The 25,172-nt window shown below is 39.9% G+C and carries 24 protein-coding genes, 1 tRNA gene, 2 pseudogenes and 1 riboswitch; of the genes and pseudogenes, 25 read left to right on the top strand and 2 right to left on the bottom strand.

The window, feature by feature from the left end:
* Positions 1 to 57: 57 nt before the first annotated feature.
* The 15 genes and pseudogenes from BLT15_RS04000 to BLT15_RS03940 all read left to right on the top strand — a co-directional run bounded on the left by BLT15_RS04000 (position 58) and on the right by BLT15_RS03940 (position 15,623).
* Positions 58 to 133, top strand: a tRNA-Thr gene (locus BLT15_RS04000).
* 829 nt (positions 134 to 962) lie between these two features.
* A complete protein-coding gene (locus tag BLT15_RS03995; RefSeq protein ID WP_089758915.1) occupies positions 963 to 1,256 on the top strand; it encodes a nucleotidyltransferase family protein in 294 nt (97 codons plus the stop codon).
* Between the two features lie 339 nt (positions 1,257 to 1,595).
* The gene (locus BLT15_RS03990) at positions 1,596 to 1,955 is read left to right on the top strand and encodes a nucleotidyltransferase domain-containing protein (RefSeq protein ID WP_089758913.1); all 360 of its coding nucleotides are present in this window, start codon (positions 1,596 to 1,598) and stop codon (positions 1,953 to 1,955) included.
* Positions 1,915 to 2,316 (top strand): HEPN domain-containing protein, encoded by a 402-nt coding sequence (locus BLT15_RS03985; protein ID WP_089758911.1) that lies wholly within the window; start codon positions 1,915 to 1,917, stop codon positions 2,314 to 2,316. Before BLT15_RS03990 ends, BLT15_RS03985 begins: the two co-directional genes overlap by 41 nt.
* A 57-nt stretch (positions 2,317 to 2,373) precedes the next feature.
* Positions 2,374 to 2,508: a hypothetical protein gene (locus BLT15_RS13620; RefSeq protein WP_268762224.1), complete on the top strand. Its 135-nt coding sequence runs from the start codon at positions 2,374 to 2,376 to the stop codon at positions 2,506 to 2,508.
* Positions 2,509 to 2,520: 12 nt separating this feature from the next.
* The gene (locus BLT15_RS03980) at positions 2,521 to 4,494 is read left to right on the top strand and encodes a type I restriction-modification system subunit M (RefSeq protein ID WP_089758909.1); all 1,974 of its coding nucleotides are present in this window, start codon (positions 2,521 to 2,523) and stop codon (positions 4,492 to 4,494) included.
* Positions 4,494 to 5,813 (top strand): restriction endonuclease subunit S, encoded by a 1,320-nt coding sequence (locus BLT15_RS03975; RefSeq protein ID WP_089758906.1) that lies wholly within the window; start codon positions 4,494 to 4,496, stop codon positions 5,811 to 5,813. Before BLT15_RS03980 ends, BLT15_RS03975 begins: the two co-directional genes overlap by 1 nt.
* A gap of 15 nt (positions 5,814 to 5,828) precedes the next feature.
* Positions 5,829 to 8,792, top strand: a complete 2,964-nt coding sequence (locus tag BLT15_RS03970; protein WP_089758903.1) for a type I restriction endonuclease subunit R — start codon at positions 5,829 to 5,831, stop codon at positions 8,790 to 8,792.
* The gene (locus BLT15_RS03965) at positions 8,779 to 8,970 is read left to right on the top strand and encodes a hypothetical protein (RefSeq protein ID WP_089758901.1); all 192 of its coding nucleotides are present in this window, start codon (positions 8,779 to 8,781) and stop codon (positions 8,968 to 8,970) included. Before BLT15_RS03970 ends, BLT15_RS03965 begins: the two co-directional genes overlap by 14 nt.
* A 19-nt stretch (positions 8,971 to 8,989) precedes the next feature.
* On the top strand, positions 8,990 to 10,150 hold the full coding sequence (locus BLT15_RS03960; protein ID WP_089758899.1) for a hypothetical protein: 1,161 nt from the start codon (positions 8,990 to 8,992) through the stop codon (positions 10,148 to 10,150).
* A 253-nt stretch (positions 10,151 to 10,403) separates the two neighbouring features.
* Positions 10,404 to 10,502 (top strand): annotated as a pseudogene (locus BLT15_RS13810) (zinc-ribbon domain-containing protein); the annotation flags it as partial.
* 3 nt (positions 10,503 to 10,505) lie between these two features.
* Positions 10,506 to 12,104 carry a tetratricopeptide repeat protein gene (locus BLT15_RS03955; RefSeq protein ID WP_234985494.1) on the top strand — a complete coding sequence of 533 codons (1,599 nt, stop codon included), beginning with the start codon at positions 10,506 to 10,508 and terminating at the stop codon, positions 12,102 to 12,104.
* A gap of 111 nt (positions 12,105 to 12,215) precedes the next feature.
* Positions 12,216 to 13,547, top strand: coding sequence for a dihydrolipoyl dehydrogenase family protein (locus BLT15_RS03950; RefSeq protein ID WP_089758895.1), 1,332 nt, complete (start codon positions 12,216 to 12,218; stop codon positions 13,545 to 13,547).
* A 4-nt stretch (positions 13,548 to 13,551) separates the two neighbouring features.
* The gene (locus BLT15_RS03945) at positions 13,552 to 13,758 is read left to right on the top strand and encodes a putative quinol monooxygenase (protein ID WP_089758893.1); all 207 of its coding nucleotides are present in this window, start codon (positions 13,552 to 13,554) and stop codon (positions 13,756 to 13,758) included.
* Between the two features lie 51 nt (positions 13,759 to 13,809).
* Positions 13,810 to 13,896, top strand: a riboswitch (Fluoride riboswitch).
* 104 nt (positions 13,897 to 14,000) lie between these two features.
* Positions 14,001 to 15,623 carry a cation:proton antiporter gene (locus tag BLT15_RS03940; protein ID WP_089758891.1) on the top strand — a complete coding sequence of 541 codons (1,623 nt, stop codon included), beginning with the start codon at positions 14,001 to 14,003 and terminating at the stop codon, positions 15,621 to 15,623.
* 128 nt (positions 15,624 to 15,751) lie between these two features.
* Here BLT15_RS03940 and BLT15_RS03935 read toward each other — a convergent pair whose 3' ends face one another.
* Positions 15,752 to 16,129, bottom strand: coding sequence for a hypothetical protein (locus BLT15_RS03935; RefSeq protein ID WP_089758889.1), 378 nt, complete (start codon positions 16,127 to 16,129; stop codon positions 15,752 to 15,754).
* Between the two features lie 356 nt (positions 16,130 to 16,485).
* On the opposite strand from BLT15_RS03935, the gene pilM reads away from it, so the two are divergent.
* The 6 genes from pilM to BLT15_RS03905 all read left to right on the top strand — a co-directional run bounded on the left by pilM (position 16,486) and on the right by BLT15_RS03905 (position 22,520).
* Positions 16,486 to 17,562 carry a pilus assembly protein PilM gene (gene pilM / locus BLT15_RS03930; RefSeq protein WP_089758887.1) on the top strand — a complete coding sequence of 359 codons (1,077 nt, stop codon included), beginning with the start codon at positions 16,486 to 16,488 and terminating at the stop codon, positions 17,560 to 17,562.
* A complete protein-coding gene (locus BLT15_RS03925) occupies positions 17,552 to 18,076 on the top strand; it encodes a PilN domain-containing protein (RefSeq protein WP_143423008.1) in 525 nt (174 codons plus the stop codon). The genes pilM and BLT15_RS03925 overlap by 11 nt, the downstream gene beginning before the upstream one ends.
* Positions 18,073 to 18,624, top strand: a complete 552-nt coding sequence (locus BLT15_RS03920; protein WP_089758882.1) for a hypothetical protein — start codon at positions 18,073 to 18,075, stop codon at positions 18,622 to 18,624. The genes BLT15_RS03925 and BLT15_RS03920 overlap by 4 nt, the downstream gene beginning before the upstream one ends.
* A 5-nt stretch (positions 18,625 to 18,629) precedes the next feature.
* Positions 18,630 to 19,715 (top strand): LysM peptidoglycan-binding domain-containing protein, encoded by a 1,086-nt coding sequence (locus BLT15_RS03915; RefSeq protein WP_089758881.1) that lies wholly within the window; start codon positions 18,630 to 18,632, stop codon positions 19,713 to 19,715.
* Positions 19,716 to 19,962: 247 nt separating this feature from the next.
* Positions 19,963 to 21,162, top strand: a complete 1,200-nt coding sequence (locus BLT15_RS03910) for an FAD-dependent oxidoreductase (RefSeq protein ID WP_089758878.1) — start codon at positions 19,963 to 19,965, stop codon at positions 21,160 to 21,162.
* Positions 21,163 to 21,245: 83 nt separating this feature from the next.
* Complete coding sequence (locus tag BLT15_RS03905; RefSeq protein ID WP_234985493.1) at positions 21,246 to 22,520, top strand: ATP-binding protein; 1,275 nt, start codon at positions 21,246 to 21,248, stop codon at positions 22,518 to 22,520.
* 17 nt (positions 22,521 to 22,537) lie between these two features.
* Here the strand turns inward: BLT15_RS03905 and BLT15_RS03900 are convergent, their stop codons facing one another.
* Positions 22,538 to 23,527, bottom strand: coding sequence for a GLUG motif-containing protein (locus BLT15_RS03900; protein WP_089758876.1), 990 nt, complete (start codon positions 23,525 to 23,527; stop codon positions 22,538 to 22,540).
* A gap of 135 nt (positions 23,528 to 23,662) precedes the next feature.
* On the opposite strand from BLT15_RS03900, the gene BLT15_RS03895 reads away from it, so the two are divergent.
* The 4 genes and pseudogenes from BLT15_RS03895 (at position 23,663) to BLT15_RS03885 (ending at position 25,170) form a co-directional block, all read left to right on the top strand.
* Complete coding sequence (locus BLT15_RS03895; protein WP_143423007.1) at positions 23,663 to 23,851, top strand: hypothetical protein; 189 nt, start codon at positions 23,663 to 23,665, stop codon at positions 23,849 to 23,851.
* A pseudogene (locus BLT15_RS13805) lies at positions 23,830 to 23,928 on the top strand (hypothetical protein); the annotation flags it as partial. The gene BLT15_RS03895 and the pseudogene BLT15_RS13805, both read left to right, overlap by 22 nt.
* Before the next feature lie 168 nt (positions 23,929 to 24,096).
* On the top strand, positions 24,097 to 24,612 hold the full coding sequence (locus tag BLT15_RS03890; RefSeq protein ID WP_159429805.1) for a chromate transporter: 516 nt from the start codon (positions 24,097 to 24,099) through the stop codon (positions 24,610 to 24,612).
* Positions 24,613 to 24,909: 297 nt separating this feature from the next.
* Positions 24,910 to 25,170: a TM1266 family iron-only hydrogenase system putative regulator gene (locus tag BLT15_RS03885; protein ID WP_089758870.1), complete on the top strand. Its 261-nt coding sequence runs from the start codon at positions 24,910 to 24,912 to the stop codon at positions 25,168 to 25,170.
* Positions 25,171 to 25,172: the final 2 nt, after the last annotated feature.

Genomic DNA, 25,172 nt, shown 5'->3' with positions numbered 1-25,172 from the left:
TAATTGTCCCGCGGCAAAGTGGATACTGGAATACAAAAATGAATATAAATTTTAAAAGCCGATGTAGCTCAACTGGCAGAGCAGCTGAATCGTAATCAGCAGGTTAGGGGTTCGAATCCCCTCATCGGCTCCATTATTATTTTTATTTTGGTTATTTAGGTTCACACACCACCCAAAATTAACTTGAAGGGTGGTTATTTTTATTTCTAAAAAACTTTTTTTTACGAGAAAAAGAATGCTCCAGGCAAAATCCGTGGCGAAGATCTATATTTTATCTTTCATTACACCCGGGCTTAACGAATAGGTTGTCAAGGGTGATTGCGCTATTAACCTTCTCAATTTATAAATAATGAAGGTTTTACTGAAAGTATATTGAATTATATGAAAAGAATACATTTCAGAAGCAATTACTGCAGAAATTTTAACTTGTTCGCCAGTACTCCATGATAATTGACATAACAGATGTCCTCTCACCCCCCTAAACACACAATCTCTATTGATCCAATATATCTTCATCATAAAAGAAATTGAAGCCGTGAAAGAGCCATATATACCCGTTATAATAGTATGTAGGCCTGGGCGGGTAGAGAAAAATGGAGAATATCTGTGCTATTATTTATTACTATTATGTAATAAATTAGATGGTGCTATGTAGCTAATCTGTAATTATGATTATAAGAGAAATATCAGTAAGGGCAAGTATGAGATATTTGAAGTGGGAGATGAGCTGGTATTATCTGATTCTCGAGAAAAATGCAATTTAGATGCAGAGCCTGCGGAGCAATATATGAAGCCATGAAGTGGAATAATGCTACTCGAGCCGTAGTAGAGGAAGATGAGTTTTAACCTATCCAAAATAGTTGTGATTCCGATAGATTATGGTACTGTCATAACTGCAGCGAAAATAAAGCTGATGTCAGAGTGGAGTTAGTGTAGGAAAAATTTATAAGGAGAGAACCACTATGAAACTTGATGAAACTGCAAAACAGAAGATAAAAGAGATACTAAAGGAATATAATATCAAAAGAGCTGGAATTTATGGTTCTTATGCCAGAGGGGAAGCAGATAAAGCGAGCGATATAGATATCTTGGTGGAATTAAACAGAAGTAGTCTTTTTGAACTGGTGGGATTAAAGCAGGATATAGAGGAGGCTACAGGGCTGGAAGTGGATATAAATACCTATAATGGCCTTAATTATTCCAGGAGAGAGGGATTGAAAGAGAGAGTACTTAGAGAAGAGGAGAAGATTATATGAATAGGAGGAGAGATTTTGAATATCTCAGTGATATAGAGGATTCTATAGAATTGATTATGGATTTATATCAGCAATGTTAATAAAAGAGCGTTTATGCAAAGTCAGGAGAAGCAGGATGCTGTTGTAAATAGACTTACGGTGAATAGATTTAGAGGTTGTCTGGAATACAGCAAATAAAGACCTGCCAGATGTGCTGGAGAAAATAGCAGAAATTAAAGAAGATCTGGGATGAAAATTGGGACTGGTAACTTTGGAGAATATGATACTAATGTAAGCAGAAGAAAGCAAACAAATAGGTGGATAACAGGCTTATTTAATAGATGGATATGAGGTGAGAAAATGAATTATCAAAATGTAATTACCGAGGAGAAAATAAGAGAAGCTGTAAATAGAATAGTGGAGAAGACAAACCCTCAAAAAATAATAATTTTTGGCTCCTATGCCGTAGACGATTTTGATAAATACAGTGATTTGGATCTTCTGATTGTTAAGGAAACTGACCTGCCCAGTCATAGAAGGGGCAGAAAAATATTAAAGGAGTTGAGAGGTTTAAAGCTACCTGTTGATATAGTGGTTTACACTCCTAAAGAAATAAAAGAGTGGAAAGAAGAAAAACATTCTTTTATCAGCAAAATTCTAACGGAAGGAAAGGTTATCTATGACAGAGAAGAGGAAGAAATTAATACAACAATGGTTTGAGAAAGCTGAAAATGATTTGAAAGCAGCGAAGACTATATTGGATAATTCTCCAGGACTTACTGATATGACTGCTTTTCATTGTCAACAAGCTGTAGAAAAATATTTTAAATGTTATCTAATTAAACTGGATATTAATTTTGGTAAGAGCCATAATTTAGTTTATTTATTGGATTTAATAGGTGAAGATGAAGATATTTCCGGAGAAATATATAAAATAGCGGCCAAATTGAACGATTATGCAGTGGAAGTAAGATACCCCAGAGAAATAGGTGAAATACCTACTAAAGAAGAAGCAAAAGAGGCATATCAGCTGGCATTGAAAGCAAAAGATTACGTGGCGGACAAAATAGATATAGATTAGTAAAATCAAGAATCTCTGGGAACATAATAGCAGGAATAAAGAGTTTGAGGTGAGTCAATGAGAGAATCTGTTATTGCCATCCTATCTCTTCTTCTGGTATTATTTGTTCTGTGGCAGATAGTAAAGAATAAGAGAGTGTATTTTGATCGGAAAATAATGACAGTGCAGGAAAGTTTAAAACTCTATATATAGGAGGATTCTATATTGAATGGTTTCAGCGAAAAGGTCAATTTCATCTGGAGTATAGCCGATTTATTAAGAGGAGATTACAAACAATCAGAATATGGCAGAGTCATACTGCCTTTTACTGTGTTGAGAAGATTGGATTGTGTATTAGAAGAAACTAAAGAAGATGTTTTAGCCAAGAAAAAAGAATTAGAAGATATGGGTATTAAAAATTTAGATCCAATACTGAACAAAACGGCAGGATATAACTTTCACAATAGAAGCCGTTTTGACTTTAAAAAGTTACTTGATGATCCCAATAATATTAAAAGTAACCTCATGAATTACATACACGGTTTTTCCAAAAATGCCCGTGAAATACTTGAATATTTTAATTTTGAAGTACATATAGAGAGACTCAACGATGCTGATTTATTGTACTTAATAGTGCAGAGATTTAGTGAGGTTGATATACATCCTGATACGGTTTCCAATAAGCAGATGGGAGATATCTTCGAAGAATTAATCCGTAAATTTTCCGAACAGTCAAACGAAACAGCTGGAGAACATTTTACACCGCGTGAAGTTATTAAATTGATGGTCAATATTTTATTCGAGGAAGATAATGACCTTCTGCAAAAGGAGGGCATAGTCAGGACAATTTACGACCCTGCCTGCGGTACTGGAGGTATGCTTACCGTAGCAGAAAATTATTTGAGCAAACTAAATCCCGATGCTACCTTAAAAATGTTTGGGCAGGAACTGAACCCAGAATCCTATGCTATTTGTAAAGCCGACATGTTAATTAAAGGCGAACCAGTGAATAATATAAAATATGGCAATAGTTTTACCAATGATAAGCTAAGGAATAATAAATTTGATTATATGCTGTCCAATCCGCCTTTTGGAGTTAGCTGGAAAAAGATTAGAGATGAAGTGGAAAAAGAAGCTGACGAATTAGGGTATGACGGCAGATTTGGTGCAGGTCTTCCCCGAGTAAATGATGGTTCATTATTATTCTTACAGCACATGATTTCCAAGATGAAATCAAATGGACAGGGCAGCAGAATAGCCATAGTTTTCAATGCCTCTCCTTTATTTAACGGAGGAGCAGGCTCAGGAGAAAGTGAGATTCGCAGATGGATTATTGAAAATGATTGGTTGGAAGCCATTATAGGGTTACCTGAAGAGCTATTTTACAATACAGGCATTAACACCTATATATGGATAGTGACCAACCGCAAAACCAAGGAAAGAGAAGGCAAGGTTCAATTAATTAATGCAGTAGATTATTATGAAGAGATGCGTCAGAGCAAGGGCAATAAGAGGAATTTTATAAGCGAAGCACAAATAGACGAGATCACCAGAATTTACGGTGAATTTGAGGAAACTGATAACAGCAAAATATTTCAAAATGAAGAGTTTGGTTATCAGCGCATCACAGTTGAGCAGCCGATAAGAAGATGCTATCAGGTAAATGAAGAGAGAATAGAGGCTTTCAAAGAAAAGGAAGGTTTTGAGAGAATTGGCGAAAGGAAGAACGGAGAAGAGATGCAGGAACAGATCTTACAGGGGCTTAGAGATGAATTTGATTTCGATAATGTGTATAAAAATCACGGAGACTTTATTGCTGATATTGAAGAAGTCTTTTCCGATGTCAGCATAAGATTGTATAAATATATTAGAACAGCTTTATTCAATGCCTTTGGCTGGGAGGATGAAAGAGCTGAGCCTGCTAAAGATAAAGACGGCGAGCCAATTCCTGATCCTGACTTAAGAGAGAAAGAGAATGTGCCTTTGACAGAAGATATAAATGATTATTTCTCCAGAGAAATTGAACCGCATTTAGAAGATGCCTGGGTAGATTATTCAAAAACAAAAATTGGTTATGAGATACCGTTTACTCGTTATTTTTATGAATACGAAGAATTGCGATCACTTGAGGAAATAGATAATGATATAGATGAACTAAAAGATGAGATATTGGATTTATTGGAAGAGGTGACGGGTTAATGCCATATCCTGAGTATACTGAGATGAAAGACTCGGGCATTGAGTGGCTTGGGAAAATACCTGAACATTGGAAAGAAATCCAATTATTGTATTTATTCAAAATTGAAAGTGGAGGAACCCCCGAAAGTGCTAACATGGATTATTGGAATGGAGAAATCATCTGGGTTACTCCTGAAGATTTAAGTGAAATCAACTCTAAAAAAATTTCTGATTCTAAAAGAAAACTTTCTGAATCAGGTTTAAGTAACTCTTCTGCTACACTTGTCGAAAAGGGCAGCTTAATTGTTTCAAAAAGAGCACCAATAGGATATATAGCCATTGCGGATGATTATTTAGCAACAAATCAAGGATGTTATAGTCTCATAAGAAGAGGAGCTAATATAGATTCCAACTTTTTTTATTATCAGTTGCTTGCATTGAAAAAATATCTGAAATCATTAGGGCAAGGTAGTACTTTTACAGAATTGTATAGAAACGAAATAAAAGAAATTAAGTTGTTGTCACCTCCTTATAAAGAACAAAAATCAATAGCCAACTTCCTAGACCAGGAAACAGAAAAGATAGATAAACTCATTGAAAAAAAAGAAAAACTTATAGATTTATTAGAAGAAAAACGACAGGCAATGATAAGTGAGGCTGTCACAAAAGGGCTTAATCCCGATGTGCCAATGAAAGATTCGGGCATTGAGTGGTTGGGTAAGATACCTGAGCATTGGGAAACTGTAAAAATAAAGTGGTTATATGAGGATATAGGTAGTGGTACAACCCCAACCTCTTCAAATACAGATTATTACAATGGTGAAATTCCTTGGGTTAATACCACTGAATTAAATAATTGCTATATTAATAAAACCAATAAATCTATAACTAGAAAGGCTTTACAAAGTTATAGCACTTTAAAGCTGTATCCAGAAAATACATTGTTGGTGGCTTTGTATGGAGCCACTATTGGTAAATTAGGAATTTTAAATATGCCAGCCACTGTTAATCAAGCTTGTTGTGCCCTTAATGAGCCAAAAGATAAGACAAATATTAAGTTTATTTATTATTGGTTATTAAGTAATAGAAAAAATATTTTATCTTATTCTTATGGTGGCGGGCAACAAAATATAAGCCAAAATACAGTCAAAAATCTAAAAATAACTATGCCACCATTCGAAGAACAAAAATCTATATCTAATTTTCTCGATAAAAAAACAGCAAAGATAGATAATTTGATATCTAAAACCCAGAATCAAATTGATAATCTAAAAGAGTACCGCAAAACCTTAATATCAAAAGCAGTTACTGGCAAGATTGATGTGAGAGATTTAGCTTAATTAGGGGGCTAATTTATGCCTGTAAACACACAGGAGATTGGTTTTGAAGAAACAATTGAATATCATCTTCTACAGAATGGATATTTAAAAGGAGAAGAAAAAGATTTTGATAAGGACTGGGGCCTTGACACCAAAACTTTATTTGAATTTATTGATGCCACACAGCCAGATAAACTGGAAAGATTAAAAGATATCCACGGTGAAAATTATAAGACTAAATTTTTAGATCGCTTAGATCGCGTTATAAAAAAACGTGGTTTGCTGGATGTATTGAGGACAGGGGTTAAGGATAGAGGTGTGCATATTGATTTAGTACAGTTTGCTCCTGCCAGTGGCCTTAATCCTGAGATTGAAGAAAAATATAAGGAGAATAGACTAAAGGTAACAAGACAGTTTCACTACAGCAAACGCAATAATAAATCAGTTGATATGGTCCTAATTGTCAACGGTTTTCCCATTATCACCATAGAATTAAAAAACCCCATGACAGGCCAAACAGTAGAAGATGCCAAACAGCAATATAAGAGAGATAGAAACCCTAATGAGCTAATATTCCATTATAACAAAAGATCTCTGGTGCATTTTGCTTTAGACCCCGATGAAGCCTACATGACTACTGAGTTAAGAGGTAAAGATACTACATTCTTACCCTTCAATAAAGGCCATGATGGCGGTGCAGGCAACCCCCCTAATCCAGATGGTTATAGAACAGAATATCTCTGGCGTGAAGTGCTTGAACGAGATAGCCTATTGGATATCCTGGGTAGATTCATGTATATAAAAGAGGAAACTGAAATAAAAGGTAATCAGGAAATAACTGATGAAATAATGATATTCCCCAGGTATCATCAATTGGATGCGGTTAGAAAAATAACTGCAGACGTAGAGGAAAAGGGTGTGGGTAATAATTATTTAGTCCAGCATTCAACGGGGAGCGGCAAAAGCATAACTATATCCTGGCTCGCCCATCATTTCAGCGAACTTCATGACGCGAATGATGAAATAATTTTCGACTCAATAGTGGTTATTAGTGATCTGAGAATATTAGATCAGCAGCTGCAGGATACTATCTATCAGTTCAATCATAAAACAGGTGTGGTTCAAAAGATAGATGAAAGCTCCGAAGAGTTAGCGCAAGCCCTAAAAGCAGGAGCTAAAATTATAATTTCCACCATCCATAAATTTTCCTACATTTTAGACCAGATAGGGCAGATACCCGAAAGAGATTATGCAGTTATAGTAGATGAGGGCCACAGATCTCAGGGTGGAGAACTCTCCAAATCACTCAATAAAGTTTTGGGAGAGTATGAGAAGAAGAGAGAAGATAAAGATATAGAGGATTATCAGGACGAACTAATAAAAGACCTGGATGCAATGGGGCCAAAAAATAACTTGAGTTTCTTTGCTTTTACAGCCACCCCAAAACCTAAAACTCTGGAGAAGTTTGGCACTACAAATGATGAGGGCAAACCTGAACCTTTCCACTTATATTCAATGAGGCAGGCTATTGAGGAAGGTTTTATTCTTGATGTCCTGAAAAATTATACAACCTACAAAACTTACTACCAGGTAGCAAAAAAAGTTGAAGAAGACCCTGAGCTGGAGAAAAGAAAGGCCACAAAAGAAATAGCTAAATACGTGGAATTACACCCTCACAATATTGCCCAAAAGACGCAGATAATGATAGAGCACTTCAGAAGAAAGACAAAAAACAAGATAAATGGCAAAGCTAAAGCCATGCTGGTTACTTCTTCTAGAAAACGAGCCGTAAAGTATAAAAAAGCCTTCGATAAATACATCAGAGAAAATAATTACACTGATATAGGTACATTGGTGGCTTTTTCAGGAACAGTTACAGACGAAGATACAGGCAAAGAGTATACAGAAAGCGGCATGAATAATTTTTCAGAAGATGAATTACCACGTAAATTCAAAACCGATCAATATCAGGTGTTAATTGTAGCAGAAAAGTATCAGACTGGATTTGATGAGCCATTATTGCATACCATGTTTGTTGATAAAAAACTTTCAGGTTTAAAAGCAGTTCAGACACTATCCAGGTTAAATAGAACCTGTGAGGGCAAGCACGATACCTTTGTACTGGACTTTGTCAATGACGCTGAAGATATTCAAAAAGCCTTTAAGCCCTATTATGAACAAACTATGATGGAAGAAACCACCGATCCCAATTTAATAATTGATCTAAAGTATAAACTTGATGACTATCAGATATACTGGCAGTCTGAGGTTGAACAATTCAACAAAGTTTTCTTCAAGCCCAAAAAGAAGCAAAATACAGAGGATCAGTCATTACTAAACTCCTATATTGATTCAGCGGTGAAAAGATATAGAGAAAAACAACCTGAAGAAAAACAGGAGTTTAAAAGCACACTATCCACCTTTGTGCGCCAGTATTCTTTTATCATGCAGATATATGATATGCATGATACAGAGCTGCATAAGCTATATAATTACGGTAAATTTCTACTGAAGAAGTTACCCAAGGATAGGGATATAAGTAGGGTTAAGCTTGATAACGAAGTAACTCTGGAGTATTACAGAATAGAGCAGACAAATAGTGGGGATTTCTCTTTAGGTGAAGGTGAAACCGAATATATAAGTGGCACTACTGATGCAGGTACTGGTGATCAACAAGAAGAGGAAAAAGAGTCTTTATCTGAGATCATAAAAATTTTCAATGAACATTTTGGCACTGATTTTACTGAAGCTGATAAATTATTTGTCGATCAAATAGAAGAAGATATGTTAGCTGATGAGAGATTAGAAATCCAGGCCAAAAATAATTCCAAAGACAACTTCAAATATGCTTTTAAAGATGCGTTTGAAGATAAAGCTCATAAGAGAATGGATCAGAACCAGGAGATATTTATAAAAATGATGAACGATGATGACTTTCAAAAGGCTATTATTAATTATTTGTTTGATAGGGTTTACGATGAATTGAGTGAAACTGGATAATCAAAATTTTTCCGATTCTGTGGCCATGTTATCGGATAACGGAGCTCAGAATGTGCTGGTGCCAGTGGGTAACAGCGGTGATATGGCTAAGATACAGCAGGAGTTATTAGCGAAAACCAATATGCTCTTTTATAAGGATGCCATGAAATTGCTGGAGAAGGGTATTGTGGAGGAGTGAAGACTTAAGGAGGATTTTTGTGAGTATAGATCAAAATTTTAAGGTTGCTCGTTCAATATTGGATCTAGGAATAAGAAAAAAAGAGCTAAAAGAAAACGATAATTTAGGAAAGAAATTAAGAAATGTATTAATTGAAAACTACAAAAACGATAAACAAAAATATAAAGATAGGCTCAATAAAATGATTGAGAAAGCCAGCCAAATTAATGTTGATATTATGATTCTGCCTGCGCTGTCATTCATCCACTCAAGTAATGAAAAAGCTGCTGATTATCTCGATATGTGCAAAAAAATACCCTGGGTAATAAGCGGCAAACTCGAAATTAGAGAAGGCAGGTCTAGAGAGACCTGTGTAATTATTGAAAATGGAAATATGGCAGAAGAAATTGATGATGCCACTGCTTTGGGAGTTTCATTAAATGGAATTGATAGCAGAATAGCCGTTTCTTCAACTATCAAAAAGATAAGAGATGCCAGTATTGAAGTTTCTGAAATAAATCCATGTCAAGATGAGCCTGATTATATTTATGCTTTTAATATTGGCCATCAACAATATACTGGCAGATACAGGAGAACATTAAAGAGTATCACAAGAGAATTAAATAAAGAAGCAGAAAAGGGAGCAGCAGTATTTCTTTCTTACTGGAAATATATTCACGCATCAACTTATTATCATTGGCTTGAAAATTTAGGCAATCTGGATGCTGGGGTAAACAGAGAACATATAGAAGTTGAAAACAGTGCGAAGAAGGATTATTTCGACATTATAAAAGTAAAACAAATAGGGGGAAATAAAAAAATGGGCAGAAAGGAATTAGTTGAAAACATAGAAGAAGTTCGAGAAAATTTAAAAAGATTCGAAGCTGCTTTTAATAATGGAAGAACTGAAATAACAAAAAAGTTAAGTCAATTCAAAAGATGGTATTATGATGAGAAGCTTGATATATTCGGCCCCAGTAAATTTATAGGTTACAAAGAGATGCAGGCTGAAATTTACGATAATATATACAAAAATATTGATGGTAGAGAAACTGAACAATTATTGGAGGAATTTTCTCGGGAAATAGAAGACGAAGAAAAAAGAAAAGAATTGCTTATGGAGTTAGAATCTAGATTAAGCAGTTATGATAAAAAAATAAATAAGACAGCTTCTGTGAGAATCTTGGAACATCGGAGTTAAGCATGTAGGGGGAGAGTTTTCCATAAAACTATTAAGAGGCTGGTTTCAATGAGTCAGAAAGAACGAGAGTTTTAAGAAATTTGCGAGGCTGTATCTGATCTATGTGGCGGGAGAGAATTTAGATGAATATTAAATACAAGGAGGCTGGTTTAGATGTTAGAGAAGGACAGCCACTTACAGGCGATTGTTTCTAATGTAAAAGAGAGCTTAAGACAGGAAGGTTATTCAGAAGAGGAGATAGAAGAGTTTGTAGATAGTATGCTTTAAGGATGAGAGGGGGAATATTATTTATTGCCAAAATTGCGGTGAAGAAAACAAAGATGATGCTAATTATTGTTACAATTGCGGTGAGGAGTTGAACTTTTATTCTGAGGACAATGATAATTCTGAAACCGAAAACGAAGATGATACAAACGAAGATGATACAAATAAAGAAGAAAATGAAGATGAATTAAACATAGAATATGATAAAGATGGTTTTGTAAAACCAAAAAGTGATAGTAATAAGAAGTCTGGTCCAAGAATAGCCATGAAAATAAAAACCAGCCTGAAAACGATGGGAATAGCATTTCTAATAATTTTAATTCTATTAATGACATTAAGAAGTGAAATAATTAATGCTGAAATTCTACTGGCTATTATTATTATTGTCTTTCTAGGAAGTATTATTACCCTAATCGCTGGATTGGTTAAACCAAAGATAATAAAACAAAAAAATAGAAAACAGGCCTTTAAAAAACTTGGAAAAGTAATTTTAATGACCTTCATATTAATATTTATAACTGGAGGTTTTCTTCCTCAAAATGTGGAACGTAAAGTGGAAGAAGCCAGGGAATATCAAGAAGCAGGTAATTATTCAGAAGCAGCAGATAGTTACGAGAGAGCTTTAGAATATTGGGATGATGATGAAGATTATTCTTTTAGCAGAGAAGAAATTGAAGGAGAAATTGAAACAATTAATAAAGAACATATAGTGGAGGTAAATTTGGGGGTTGCTCAGGGAGAAAGAGAAATCACACCATCATCAGGCACCCATAAGTTCTATGAAAATGAGAATATTGAAATTGAAGCAGAACCTGAGGATGAGTGGGAATTGGATGTATGGAAAATTGGTGAAGAAGAAATTGATAGCGATGAAGCTATTTTGGAAGAAGTAAAAGAGGATAAAGCAGTTAAAGCAAGATTTAGCCGCCAAGAGGAAGAAGTAACGGCGGAAGAAGAAGCTGAGGATGAAATAGAAAATATAATTCAATCAGAAAAAGGCTTTGCAGAGATGGGTGAATATATTGATCTCTATCCAGAACAAGATATATTTTATAGTATATTTGGCGATGAAACTGGCTTTAAAGAGCCTCTTGTTAAAAAGTGGAACTACACATTAGAAAACATTCAGGATGATATGGATGACATCGATAGTGCCAAGTACTCCGATGATTGGTGGTCTAACATTGAGTTAGATACATCAGATATCGAACCACGCAATGCACCTGGCTGGGATGGAATTGATGGCGATATATATGATATTGATTTTGGGACTGGCATAGATTTGTTTATAGCCAACCCTCCAACATCCGAAGCAACTGAAGATGATCCTAATACTAATAAATTTAGAATTTCTGTAGGATTAGAAGAAAATTTAAGCAGCACTAACTCTACAAACGAATTTTTGAGCAGACGGCATTTTGCAGTACAAACCATGGATGTAGCTTTAAGAGCAGTTTTAGGTGAGGGTAATTATAATCGCGAAGAGCTATATGATTTTGTTTCTGATTTTGAAAATGGGCAATGGAATATTAGCAAGATAGACCTTGATTTCAATTATGATGATTGGGGTTACTATAAAGAGAGATTTTACGATGATTATGAAATTGGAGACTATGATGTTGGAATTGAAGTTGACGAAACTGGGGATTTTGAAAGCTACTTTTCAACGATAATAGATTTTGAGCTTTAAACAAAAAATTCATCATCTTAAATCATGCGGTCACTGGAATGACATCTGGAACAGGCAATATTATTTGCTCCAGTCATAAATATTAGTATTCTTTTCTGGGAGGTATTGAAGATGAAGAACTATGATACAGCTGTAATCGGAGGCGGTCCCGCCGGCAGAGCATGTGCGGAAAAGCTGGCTGCCGCAGGTGTGAGGACAGCACTGGTGGAAAAGTCAGCTCCCGGCGGCAGAGCTGTCAACAGCGGTTATTTTATATCCAAAGTGCTTATTTCGGCCGGGGAGAGATATGGTGCTGAAGCTCCTCATCATCTGCAGGATCTCGTCGCCGGCAGGAAAAAGAGGGCCCAGTCCAGCTGGCGGTCCGATCTGGAGGAGGCAGGCGTAAAAATATACAGGGGTGAGGCCAGCATACCTGCAGCCGGGCGTGTTGAGATTGCTGGAGAGGATGAACTTGAGCTGGAGGTGGAGAATATAGTTCTGGCCACCGGCAGCAGGCCGGTTTCTCCGCTGGCTTTTTCCCGGGCGGAATCACAGCGCATAATCACCTATGAGGAGGTAATGGCCGGTAACTGGCTGGAGGTCGAGAGTGTGGCGATAGTGGGAGCAGATGTTGAGGGAACTGAGTTTGCCAGCCTCTACGACCGGCTGGGGGCCGGGGTGACGATGATAGAGCAAAAAGAGAGAATCCTGCCCAATACCGATGGCGAGATTGCGAAGTTTATGAGAGAGAACTACGATGAGCGCGGTATCGAAATTGAAACATCAAACACAGTTGAGGACTTCGAGAAAAGAGAGGATAAGCTCCTTTTGGAGCTGGAGGGAGGTCATATCGAGACTGAGGTCCTAATACTGACAGGAGCTCAAAAACCTGTGCTGCCGGATCTGGGGGCTGATCTGGAGCTCGACTTCGATGAAGAGGGCTTTATCTCCCGGGACAGCAGGATGCAGACCTCACAGCCCGGCATACTGGCGGCCGGTGATGTGGTGGGAGGAATGTCATCGGCCAGCGCTGCCATGAGTGAGGGCCGGGTGGCAGCCGGCACCATACTGGGGGAGAAGACTGAAATTGATTATCTCCATATTCCCTATGTCTTCTTCAGCACTCCGCGGGTGACCGGTATTGGTCTCAGAGAGGAGGATGTGAGAGGTGAGGATAGATTCGCAGCCCTGAGTCTGACATTTGCTCACAATCTCAGGGCCCTGGCGGCAGGCGAAGAGGAAGGTCTGGCCAGGCTCATAATCGATGAGATGGAGGGTACTGTGGTCGGTGCTCATCTGGCCGGTGAAGGTCTTGAGGAGGTTCACGGTCTGCTGGCAGCAGCTGTGCAGGAGGAAATTCAGCTGCAGAGACTGGCAGAGATGCCTCTGGCCCAATCCCACACGTTCGGAGATAATAAGAAAAATTTGCCGCCATTATGGCGGCAGAGATCTTTAATGAGGTGATTATATGATTAAAGTAGTGGCGAAACTTATTGTTCAGGAGGATAAGATCGATGAATTCAAGAAAAAAACTGAAAACTTAATAGCTAAAACCAGACAGGAAGACGGCAATATTTCTTATGAATTACATCAGGATATAAATAATAATCAAATTTTTAGTTTCCTCGAAGAGTGGCAGAGAGAAGAGCATTTAAAAAAACATATCTGTAAATAAGTATTTAATTAAGCACAGGCTTGTGTTATAATAACGTCAGTGTAAGGTAAAAATTCAACAGGTGATGGAGCTCACCGCAACTGCCGCTGATTTTTTTTAAATTTTTTGTAACGCACGGCTGATGGCTCCTGTTCCGCAGTTATCTTGCTTAACCGGGGATAATTACGGAACAGGGGTCTTTTTGTTTTGAGCGGATACAATTTAAACCAGGAAACGGATTTACCGGTCAAGGAGGTAAAAAAATGCTGGAAGGATTATTGCTGATACTGATAATAGGATTTGCTGCAGGAGAAGTGGCCAGAAGATTAAAACTTCCACCGCTTGTAGGGATGCTGGTGGCCGGCATTTTTATAGGTCCTCATTTTTACAGCTTGCTGCCGGCTGTCATAATGGAGTATGCCGGTGAGATCAGGCTGATGGCACTGCTGGTTATTCTTTTTAAAGCAGGCCTGGGACTTGATCGCGATAAGATTTTTTCTCGCGGTGATGTGGCTTTAAGGCTGGGCATTCTGCCGCCCCTGCTGGAGGCTGGTGTAGTTGCAGCAGCAGCCCGCTTTTTACTGGGATGGAGCTGGCCTGTTAGCTGGGTGCTGGGCTGGATAATCTGCGCCGCTTCACCGGCAGTGGTGGTCCCGATGATGCTCAAATTAAAATCTCAGGGTCTGGGAGTCAAAAAGGGGATTCCTGATTTAATTCTGGCCGGTGGGACTTTAAGCGATGTATTTGCTGTTACCATGTTCGGTTTAACAATGACTTTAGCAGCAAATCAAATGGGGGGCAGGCCTGTTTTACAGCTGCTCAACATTCCTCTGCACATAATACTGGGACTGCTTTTTGGTGGATTGGCCGGATTGCTGCTCAAATATATTTTGCGCAGCACCGATCTGGTCGAAGAGAGTATAATGTCAGAACTAATTCTTGCTTTGAGCCTGGCTATGGTGCTTCTGCTGGGAGAAAATTTTCTCCCCTATTCTGAATTCCTGGCTATCATGACCATGGGATTTACCATTCTGGAACGCGATACTGTTCTGGCCAGACGGCTGCGCAGAGAGGTCGATAAAATCTGGCAGGTAGCCGAAATTTTTCTATTTGTTCTGATTGGAGCTGCTGTCAATCTCGATGTTATGGCTTCCGCCGGTTTGATGGGACTGCTTATCATTGGCTGTGGTTTAATTCTGGGACGTTCGCTGGCCATGTATCTTGCTGCAGTAGGTTCGGGTTTTTCTCGCCGAGAAAAAGGGTTTTTGGTTATAGGGCAGTCAGCAAAAGCCACCGTACAGGCTGCTATCGGAGGCATACCGCTTGCTGCGGGGATGGCTCAGGGTGAATATATACTGGCTATTTCGGTTCTGTCGATCCTGATTACTGCTCCCCTGGGTGCCTGGGGCATAGATTTTTTTGCCGGCCGCTGGCTGGAAAAAGGCAAAATTGACCCCACTAGAATCAATGTAAAAGAAGAATACGAACTGCTGGTAGCTCTGGATGGCAGCAGCTCGGCGCGCATGGCTTTAAAGGAAGCTGGCAGAATAGCCCGTCAGCTGGATGCCAGACTGCTGGTGGTCAATGTCAGAACAGGGGAGGCCGGGCTGACAAATCAGGAGATTAAAAATGAGCTGGAAAAACTCAGGGATATAGAACACAGGCTGATAACACCCCGGGATGAAAATCCCGCCAGCAAACTGCTGGATCTGGCCCGTGAATATGAACCTGATTATATCTTTATGGGCACCGGCCGCGGGCAGCGTGATAATTACCAGCAGATGGGCAGCGTAGCTGCTGAGCTGCTGAAAAGATGTCCGGTGCCGGTGACCGTTATAGATGAAAGCAAAACCAGGGAAGGCTGCAGTGATGAGGCGGGCGCTTAGTGTAAAATGGTTCTTCTTGTTATCAGTGCGGTATCTGAAAAGAATAAAAAATCCCAACTGCTAATTTTTGTTCTGCAGTTGGGCTTTTCTTATGATCTATTATGATATATGATGTTTGCTTTTAATTATTACTCTACCACATTATCGGTTAAATAATCTCCTCTGACCTGGAAGGTGACCGAGGCACCGCCGGCTACTTTGCTCTCTATTTCAATCTTGATTTCGTCTCCCTGGGTAACAGCAGGCATATAGTAAAGGAAAGTCTCAGTTTCTTCAAGCTGTCTTCCCGGACTCTGGGTTATCACTTCTTTGCCATCATGAAAAATAATAATATCTTGAATATGTTCGGTCATACCATCGCCTTCAAATTGATGGGTAATATCCACAGATAAGTAATTTAAATCTAAATCAAAAGCAGGAAATATTTGAGGTGGTTGAGGCTGGGCGGATGCGGTAAATGCTAGCAAAAAAATCAGACAGAATGTTAATATAAATATCTTCTTCATCTTAATTCCTCCTCATAAAATAAAATTATGATGTGCGAATAAGCGGATGATAAAAAGAGGGGCGATAAACTGCTGATTAACTTATGTATGATGCTGAAGTCAAACTTATGCAGGAGAAGAGAATCCGGACATTATTGAAATTCCTCCCTACAATTTATTTTATGATAATGGGGGTAATTTTACAAGTTTTTAGTCAGATTTTAGAGTAAATTTATCTTTGCTCAATTAAATTATTCTAGAAGTTCATCTTAACTCCTTCTATTCTGGAAAAATACTTTACTTTTATATGCAGGATTAGCAATTAATCTTCCAGAATAATTAAAATTAGACGTAGAATTATCAGGACGGCGAGGGAGATGGTAGATTTGCCAATAAATCCTTTTAGTTCTAAAAAGAAAAGTGATTATACAGCACTGGATTTCGCCCACAATAGCCTCAACATGGTTCACTGCGGTGTGGAGAGGGGTAAAGTGCATTTATATGATTGGCGCAAACAGAGAATTCCTGCGGGAGTTATTAATGATGGAATTATTGACAATAAATCTATCCTAAAAGAAGCAGTAAACAATCTCCTTCAGGAATCCCCCTGTAAAAAAGAGAAATTTATAATTTCCCCTGCACCCGGGCAGGAATTTTTACATAGAATGCAGATATCCGGTGTTGATGAGGAAAATCTTAAGACGGTAATAAATAATATGCTCGAAGCTCATCTTAGTTTGTTTCCCAAAGATGTATACTGTGATCATATAATTCTGGACAAAAAAGAGGATACATGGGAAATTTTACTCCTGGCGATTCCCACAGGTGTTCTCGATGGTTACAAAAATCTTTTTGAAGAACGTTCATTTTATCCACAGGTAGCCAATTTTCAGAGCCTGGCTTTGATTTCACTTTTGAGCTACCAAAATAAACTGGCCGATGCTGCTCTGATATTAAATATGGATACGGTCAATTCGAGAGTGACAATAGCAGCAGAAGGAGACTTTTTTCTGGACAGGATCACTGGACTGGGTGGAGAAGATTTAGCCTGGATTACCAAAGATAAAAAGAGGGGCTGGAATGAAGAGGATAAATCGCAGATGAAATCAGCTTTGAACACGGAAAAGATAAAAGAAAATTCTGAAGCTGAAAAAATAGCTGTAAAGCTTAAAGAGGAGATAGAAAAAGCTCTGGAAAAGCAGAACAATAAATTCCCCGAAATGCCGGTTGAAAATATATACTTAACAGGGGGCGGTTTTAAACTGCAGGGGTTAAGAGATTATCTTGCTGACAGAATGGATTATAATATATCTTTGATAGATCCGCTGGAAGATATCGAAGTGAAAATGAATCAAAAATCCCAGGAACAGAGAGAATTTTATAGAGAGGATAAGAATATGATTTCCAGAGCTTTAGGCCTGGTGATAAGTGAGGTGCTTTTTGATGAGGGGTAATTTGTTCGGCGAGGAGAATGACCAGCACAGAAGAAAAGAATCACTGGCCAGAAAAATTGGGATCCTGCTCATCATTCTGTCCCTGCTTATTCCAGTGATTCATTATCACTTTAATTCTCAGCAGATAACGGAACTGGAGGAGCAAAAAGAAACTCTTCAGGAACAAAGACAAATTCTTTTTGCGGAATACGATGAGTATGAAAAACTTTTAAAGCGCAGGGAAAAATTGAATGAGCTCGAAGCATTAGAAGTTTATCGTTATAATCTGGGGGCTGGCCTGGGAGAATTAAGCAGGCTTATTCCAGATGAGATTATATTTGATCAGCTCAATTTTTCTGCGGATGAAATGCATATAACCGGCAGTTCATTTTATGAAGATAAGCTTCTCCAGTTTGCTGAAGATATCGACGGAACTGAATTTTTCAGCCTGGAAGTGATTGAAACGGAGGAGCAGGGAGATAGATGGCTTTTTGAAATTGAACTGGCTCTGGAAACGGGAGAGATTTTACCATGAAAAAAATCGGAAGTTTATCCGGTTTCACTAAAATAATACCTTATATTGTTGTGGCGGTGCTGATTGCAGCTGCTTATTATATTTTTATGTATAATCCCATGATAGAGGCGGAACAGGAGTTGAACGAAGAAATATCCAGCCTGAGAGAAGAAATAAGAGATAGGGAGCAGGAGCTGGGAGATGTTGGAAATCTTCAGGCAGAAATTGATTACAGGGAGGAGGAAATGAAAGATCTGCTTGAGCTGGATATTTACGATAAACAGAAAGCTATGGATATTCTGGAAAATAAAATTCAGGAGGTTGATCTCAGGCTGAGAAACAGCGATTCAAAGGAAACAGAAGATGGTTATCTTTATACCCTATCACTCGCTGGCAATTATCGATCATTTTATAATTTCTTGAGTATGATTGATGAGGAAGATTTTCGGTATCAGGTAGAGGATTTTGTAATAAATACCTATGATGATGAACTGCATATGCTGATAAATATCAACTTTTATCAGTGGGATATTCTGCAGCAATTTTATGAAAATGAATCGGGGAGGTAAAGGTTATGAACTTCGCTCTACCCGGCTTTAAAGGCAAGATCATAATAGCTATATTGATTATTTCACTGGCATTCATAACGCCCACGCCCCGGGCAGCAGTCAGCGCCGGGGAAAATGGGGAAGAGGAGATGCGTGATCCTTTTGAACTGATTTATGCTCCTGAAGAGGAGGAAGAACAGGAAGAACAGGAGGTCGAAAAAGAAGCACCTGAGGAAGAAGAGGATTATACCGATCCCAAACTTGCTGCCCCGGATGATGAGGTTGATGATTTTGAAGAGATTGAAGTTGATGTCGAAGAACCGACACCGGATATTTTTGAAGAAGAGGAAGAGGATGAAGATGAAGTTATGAAGTTAGAAGAATTTTTAGAAAGAGAATTGGATAAAGAAAAAGAAACAGATCCTGCACCTGAAGGCCGAAGAAATGAAATAATGGACAGATTTTTGCGTCGTGAGGCTGCAGAAGAACAGGAGGAGCAGGAACCAGAAGAGGATGTTGATGCTGAAAAAATTGATGAGGTTGATCTGGAGGAGCTTTTGAGTGAGAGGGCTGTACCCGCAGATTCAAAGACGGCTTTAGATCCGGGCGATTTGCTCGATGAACTGAGAGAGGATGAGATTGATTTAACCGAGCCTTCAGAGGAAACTGCTGGCGAAGTTCCGGAAAGCATAGATAGGCTTTTACCCCGTGAAGAATCTGATGATCGGGTGGATTCGACTTCGCGGGAAGAAGCAGCAGATGTTTCCGGTCTGGTCAGTCAGCAGATCTTCCAGAGGGAGATGAGAGCTCGCTCTGATTGGCCGGAAACCTATCAATTTACCTTTACCTCCGAAAATAAAATATTATCGATGAAGCTGAAGGATATCTATGGAGTTGAAACGGAGGATATTGAGATGCGTGATGAGGGAGAATTTTATCAATATAACCTAACGCTTCCAGGGTATATGGCCTACGAAATGGGACCTGATGAGACTATTGAAGATATTTCCCGTCGGAGCGGTATTTCCGAATATAAAATTTTGCAGGCCAGCAGGGTGGAGAAAGATGAAATAGAAACAGGCACAGTTTTGATCCTTCCCTATGATATTTGATCGATCTCTTTTTGACCCTGCTGTTATCCCCGGGCAGCAGGGCTTATGGTGTCTCTGTTCGATGGCAAAAATTTCTTGGGTGAGAGGAATTTATTATGGAAGCAGTGGCCAAATCCAGAGTGCGGAGCGATAAGATAGAGGAACTCAAGGACAAAGCCGAAGAATTAATTTAAAAGGCCAGACCTGACTGGATATTTATTCCTGATACTTTATTATTAAGATGCCTGTCATAGAGAGAGGTGAAAAAATGACTAAATCTTGTGAGATTGAAATTTATGCCCTGGAATGGTGTCCCTATTGTGAGAAAGCCAAAGCTCTTATCAAGAGCAAAGGTTTTTCCTATAAGGAATATGATATCGGCGAAGAAGAAGTTGAAGAGGAGATGCAGGAGAGGACAGACGGTGCTAAAACTGTACCTCAGGTATTTATCGACGGTCATCTGGTGGGTGGTTATGACGACCTGGTCGATGCCAATATCTCCGGAGAGCTAAATGATCTGCTCGGCATCGAAGAGGAGGCGGATTATTTCGATAAAACCTGGGATTTGATAACTGTCGGGGCCGGCCCGGCTTCTTTTAACGCGGCTCTTTATGCTGCCCGTAAAGGACTGGAAGTTTTGATAATCGGTAAGGATATGGGCGGACAGATGCTGGAATCGGGTGAGATCGACAATTATTTAGGTTTTCAGGATACTGATGGAGCTGATCTCATTCAGGCTTTCTGGTTGCACGTACAAAAATATGATGTCGATATTATGCTTGGTGATAGGGTGAGCTCGATAGAGGAGAAAAAAAACCAGAGTGTAACCCTGGAATTGAGTTCGGGAAATACCGCTGCTGCTCGAGCGGCTATACTGGCTACCGGGGCGGAAAGCAGAGAGCTGAATGTTACCGGCGAGAAGCAGTTTAAAGGCAAAGGAGTGCATTACTGTGCTACCTGCGATGGTTATCTTTATTCCGGAAAAGATGTTGCCATCGTGGGGGGAGGCAATTCCGGTCTGGAGGCCAGCCTTGATCTGGCCAAATTGGACTGCAGCGTTGAATTGATAGAAGTAGAACCCGAACTCACCGGTGACGATGTGCTGATCCGAAAAGTTGAGGCCAATAAAAATATCAATATTCACACCGGTACCGGCGTGGAGGAGATTTTTGGCCAGGATAAGGTGGAGGGGCTGGAAATCATGGATCTGGCTGAAAAAGAAACCGGGGAGCTGTCTGTCGAGGGGATCTTTATTGAAATAGGCTATAAACCGAACAGCGAATATGCTGAAGGATCAGTAGAGATAAATGAGCACGGGGAGATAATAATAGATGAGAACAACTGTACCAGCGCCGAAAGAATCTGGGCTGCCGGCGATGTGACTAACATCCAGGATAAACAGATTATTGTGGCAGCAGCTGAAGGTGCCAAAGCCGCCATGAGGGTGAGCGAAAAATTATCCAGATAGGTTCAGGCTATAGTGGATTAAAGACAGCAGGTTAAGTCCTATCTGTCGGAAATTATTCTCGGGAAATAGGGAGTGGCGTGTTTATGAGTATTAGAACCAGGGTTCAAAGCAAGATGGCTAATTTATCAGATCTCGCAGTTTTCTATCCTTTAAACGATAATATCCTGATCAAAAAGCTAAAACGGGCTATTCTGGCCGGGGATGAAGATATTGATCCGGGAGATATACTGAATCATCTGCTGAAAAATGCCGAAAAAAATAATTTGAACGGCGATTTATGGACCAATTATCTTCTGGAGTTGATTGTGACTGCCGAAAACCTATTTACTCTGGGGTGTGAGAGACAGATATTATCCTCTGAACAGAGTCTTTATCAGGCCTGTATACACGATATGGAAATTCTAAAAGAACTCCTTTCTTTTCAAACACCTGAAATAATGGCGGCAGCCGGTCAGCAGTATATTCAGCAGTTCAAAATGGAAACGGAAAATTATCAGCCGCTGGAAGAGTCGGCCGGCAGCCGGGCGGCCCAAAATTACAGCCGGAAGCTGCCGGAGCTGGAAGGTGATGGCCAGCAGATGCTCGAAACACTCAACCAGTATTATCACCGGAAAGGTGCTGGCAGGCTTAATAAATACCGGGCTTTTCTCTGGGATAGCGCCCGGGGACTGCAGCCTGTCAAAAATCCCGATCCGGTGACATTCTCCGATTTAATGGGATACGAAAAGCAGAAACAGAAGCTGATAAACAATACAGAAGCTTTTTTGAAGGACGGCTCCGCTCAAAATGTTCTCTTATATGGAGAGAGCGGCACCGGAAAATCTTCTTCGGTCAAGGCGGTTTTGAATAAATTTACTCACCTCGGCCTTAGACTGGTTGAAGTAAACAGCGATCAGATCGATGAGCTGCCCGATATCATGGAAGAACTCAGCCGCAGAGGCCTTTATTTTATCATATTTATGGATGATCTCTCTTTTGAGGATTTTGAGACGGAATATAAACAGCTTAAAAATATTATGGAGGGAGGGATTGAAGCCTGTCCGGCCAATGTCAGATTTTATGCAACCAGCAATCGACGCCATCTCGTCCAGGAAAAGTGGGAGGATAGAGAGAAAGAAATTCATGAGAGGGAGATGATCAATGAGAGGCTGTCGTTGTCCGAGAGGTTCGGACTTACCATCCTCTTCAACTCCCCCGATCAACAGCAGTATCTCGAGATTGTAAGAGGTATAGCGGAACAGGAAGATATCAACATGCCGGAGGCTGTACTGGAAGAAAAAGCTCTGAAATGGCGGCAAAAAAACAGCGGTCAATCCGGTCGGACCGCCCGCCAGTTCATAGAATCACTGAGGCAGTAAAGAAAGATTATATGGTGTTAAAATCCAAGATAGGGATAACTTTTGCCCTCTTTGATGTTCCAGGTTTCAGCAAAGTCCCAGGAGGTAAAAGTTTTCTTTTGTTTCAATAAGCGGTCAGTTTTTAAAATGCCGGCTTTGCGCTCGAACTCCCGAATTGGGGCTGCCCCCCGTCGGGCATAGCTTTTTTCTATGCTGCCGGTGTTCCAGCCGACCAGGCTACCTGATCTTTTTTCTCCGTAAACATCTCCGGATGAAAAACATTTTTCGATCAAACCATAATTGCAGCCTGTCAAACCGCCCAGAGCCTTATTGCCGCTAACGCTGGTATTGGCATGACAATTGCGTATTCGACCGCCATTCCAGCCTACCAGACCTCCACAGTTGCTGGCCCCATAAACTCTGCCTGCTCCCAGGCATTCCTCAATTGTGCCGTCATTGCTGCCGGCCAGGCTGCCGATATTTTTAAAGCCGGTTATCCTGCCAGCAGCATAACTGCGTATAATCCTGCCTTTATTCCAGCCCACGAGGCCGCCTAAAAACAAATCGCCGTAGAAGCTGCCATCCTGCAGATATATATTCTTCAGAACGGCGGTTTTCCCGGTGTACCCGAACAAACCGCAGTACCTTCCTTTTTCATTCTCAAGATTAAGCCCGGATATGGGATGGCTGGCGCCGTCATAACTACCGGTGAACTCAGCGGATTCGTCGCCGATGGGATGCCATTCCTGCAGTCTAAAATGGTTTTTTAAGTTCAGGTTTTCGATCTGTTTAAAATTGCAGTCCAAATAAAAACGCACCCTGTTTAGCTGTTCGGCGCTGGCGATCAGATAGGGATCTTCGGGCCGGCCGGAACCACCGGCGAATTCTTCTCCGGTTTTTTTGTGGATATTAGGGGTTTTCACCTCTTCTTTTTCCCGGTGATTATCCTTTTTGTCGGCAGCTGTCAGCATCCTGACGAGTATTTGATAGGATAAAGCCAGCAGAGCCAGAACTAATATTGCTTCCATATTTTAAACTCCTAGGCTGTTTTTTTCGAGTCATATTGTTATTCTTCTTTATGATGGCTGGATATCCTGTTTAAACCCGGGTCAAAAACGCAAATGACAGCTAATTTAGGCCATTTTTCTCCTGCGCAGAAAAGTATGAATAGTGACAGATATTATAATCAAGCCCCCATAAAGATGAATCAGGAATTTGCCCGTGATCTGCTGGATGAGCTGCTGGAGATATACATCGGATTTTATCGAGAGTATATCGACGCGGTTGGTGATTACGTGCATATTTTCGCTCTAACCGATTCAGCTTATGCGGGATTATTGGGGCCAGAATGACCGGAGCAGGTTTTGGGGGCAGCACGGTCAACCTGGTTAGGTCAGAGGCTTTAGAAAATTTCAGGAGAGAGGTAGGTCTGAGGAAAAATTTACCTGCAAACGACAGAGGACAGGAAGATCCTTATAATATGTTGACTGAAGCTTTTTAGAATGATATCCTCAACTGTAAGTTAAGTTTTTTACGTTCGTTATATGTGATTAAATATAACGAGGTGGTGGAATCATATATCGGGGGTTGAGAAATTGTGCTAATAAGATTATTCTGGGCTTTTTTCAAAGTGGGAGCACTGGCTATTGGAGGGAGCTATACTTTTTATCCTCTGCTTGAGCGAGAAATTGTCAAAAATTATGGCTGGCTTTCTATGGAGGAATTTATAAACGTTGCCGGATTTTCACAGGCTGCTCCGGGACCTATCTCGATTAAGTACGCTGTTTATGTGGGTTACGAGGTGGCAGGTATAATCGGAATATTAGCTGCATCGCTGGGAGTCATGCTGCCTGCTGTAATTCTGATGATGCTGGTTGTAAAAGGGTTTAGTCGTTATCAAAACCATCCGGGCTTTGAAGGATTTTTGCGGGGGGTGAGGCTGGCCACCCTGGGATTGATACTTTTTTTTGCCTGGGAGATGAGTACAGCCCTGACTCCGGAATTAAAAGGGATTTTTCTGGCGGCGGCAGCTTTTTTCGGGCTTTTGGCCTTTAACCTTCCTCCAGGTTTTGTCCTTATTTTTGGAGGGGTCCTGGGATTGACTATTTTTTGATTTATGGCTTTTATCATTTCAGGATCTTCCTGTTATCAGTTAAAGACAAGAAGATCCAAAAAATTTTTGTTGACAGGCAGGAATTTCCTGATTTTTCATGAAAGAACATTAATGAGATAGCTCAATTTTTTATCCGGAGAAAACAGAATATATCTCCTGAGTTTAGGGCCAGATGCCTGCGATCAGGGAGTAAGGCAAATTTCACACGGGCCCTGGTATGTTTTTTTTGGGCCTGTTTTTGTAATTTGTGTGGATATTTTACATAAATCATGATCATGATAGAAGGGGGAAATAAAAATGTCCAGGAGAATTGGAGCTGTTGCTATCGTTATCGATGATCGTCAGAAGGCTGCCTCGCAGGTAAATGAGATTCTTTCAAAATACGGCAATATAATCATCGGGCGTATGGGAGTGCCCCGCCGGGAAGATAATATGGGAGTTATCTCGCTGCTGGTTGAGGGCGATACTGATGAGATCGGAGCTATAACCGGAGAACTCGGCTCGCTGGAGAAAGTAAATGTTAAGTCTGCTCTTACTTCAAAGGAGGTGGAGGATTAAAA

Source organism: Halarsenatibacter silvermanii (genome assembly GCF_900103135.1).
In the GTDB taxonomy this organism is placed as follows: domain Bacteria; phylum Bacillota; class Halanaerobiia; order Halanaerobiales; family Halarsenatibacteraceae; genus Halarsenatibacter; species Halarsenatibacter silvermanii.
The sequence above is the reverse complement of the archived record's forward strand: the minus strand, read 5'-3'. Positions and strand labels throughout refer to the sequence as shown.

Bases quoted from the DNA above. Each gene is read 5' to 3' on its own strand.
- BLT15_RS13620 (WP_268762224.1), top strand. From the start codon at position 2,374: ATGAGAGAATCTGTTATTGCCATCCTATCTCTTCTTCTGGTATTATTT.
- BLT15_RS03920 (WP_089758882.1), top strand. From the start codon at position 18,073: ATGAAAAAAATCGGAAGTTTATCCGGTTTCACTAAAATAATACCTTAT.
- BLT15_RS03975 (WP_089758906.1), top strand. From the start codon at position 4,494: ATGCCATATCCTGAGTATACTGAGATGAAAGACTCGGGCATTGAGTGG.
- BLT15_RS03935 (WP_089758889.1), bottom strand. From the start codon at position 16,129: ATGAAGAAGATATTTATATTAACATTCTGTCTGATTTTTTTGCTAGCA.
- BLT15_RS03900 (WP_089758876.1), bottom strand. From the start codon at position 23,527: ATGGAAGCAATATTAGTTCTGGCTCTGCTGGCTTTATCCTATCAAATA.
- pilM (WP_089758887.1), top strand. From the start codon at position 16,486: ATGGTAGATTTGCCAATAAATCCTTTTAGTTCTAAAAAGAAAAGTGAT.
- BLT15_RS03950 (WP_089758895.1), top strand. From the start codon at position 12,216: ATGAAGAACTATGATACAGCTGTAATCGGAGGCGGTCCCGCCGGCAGA.
- BLT15_RS03925 (WP_143423008.1), top strand. From the start codon at position 17,552: ATGAGGGGTAATTTGTTCGGCGAGGAGAATGACCAGCACAGAAGAAAA.
- BLT15_RS03995 (WP_089758915.1), top strand. From the start codon at position 963: ATGAAACTTGATGAAACTGCAAAACAGAAGATAAAAGAGATACTAAAG.
- BLT15_RS03910 (WP_089758878.1), top strand. From the start codon at position 19,963: ATGACTAAATCTTGTGAGATTGAAATTTATGCCCTGGAATGGTGTCCC.
- BLT15_RS03940 (WP_089758891.1), top strand. From the start codon at position 14,001: ATGCTGGAAGGATTATTGCTGATACTGATAATAGGATTTGCTGCAGGA.
- BLT15_RS03885 (WP_089758870.1), top strand. From the start codon at position 24,910: ATGTCCAGGAGAATTGGAGCTGTTGCTATCGTTATCGATGATCGTCAG.
- BLT15_RS03990 (WP_089758913.1), top strand. From the start codon at position 1,596: ATGAATTATCAAAATGTAATTACCGAGGAGAAAATAAGAGAAGCTGTA.
- BLT15_RS03915 (WP_089758881.1), top strand. From the start codon at position 18,630: ATGAACTTCGCTCTACCCGGCTTTAAAGGCAAGATCATAATAGCTATA.
- BLT15_RS03970 (WP_089758903.1), top strand. From the start codon at position 5,829: ATGCCTGTAAACACACAGGAGATTGGTTTTGAAGAAACAATTGAATAT.
- BLT15_RS03905 (WP_234985493.1), top strand. From the start codon at position 21,246: ATGAGTATTAGAACCAGGGTTCAAAGCAAGATGGCTAATTTATCAGAT.
- BLT15_RS03985 (WP_089758911.1), top strand. From the start codon at position 1,915: ATGACAGAGAAGAGGAAGAAATTAATACAACAATGGTTTGAGAAAGCT.
- BLT15_RS03895 (WP_143423007.1), top strand. From the start codon at position 23,663: ATGAATAGTGACAGATATTATAATCAAGCCCCCATAAAGATGAATCAG.
- BLT15_RS03945 (WP_089758893.1), top strand. From the start codon at position 13,552: ATGATTAAAGTAGTGGCGAAACTTATTGTTCAGGAGGATAAGATCGAT.